At 37.2% G+C, this 207-nt stretch carries 1 protein-coding gene; it reads right to left on the minus strand.

Translation table 11 applies throughout. The features are described 5' to 3' along the window. Nucleotides 1–207: hypothetical protein (locus KI356_RS28060; RefSeq protein ID WP_212937103.1), on the minus strand; the 207-nt coding region annotated here is incomplete at both ends.

Raw genomic sequence — 207 nt, forward strand, 5'->3', positions numbered from 1 at the left:
TTAATTTGAGTTGTTATTACGTTACTTAACGCATTGGCGGACGCTGGAGGTAAGTTAGGATCTATGACATATTGGTACGCTGTATTGCTTTGGTTCGGGATTGGATTTGGACTAGGAATGGAATTTACTATTACTTGAAATGAGATTGTTGCACTTGTATTAGGGTTTATTGGATCAATTGCAATTCCACTTGCTGGGTTTGTATTA

Origin of the sequence: Bacillus hominis (genome assembly GCF_018332515.1) — a bacterium.
GTDB classification, from domain to species: Bacteria; Bacillota; Bacilli; order Bacillales; family Bacillaceae_G; genus Bacillus_A; species Bacillus_A hominis.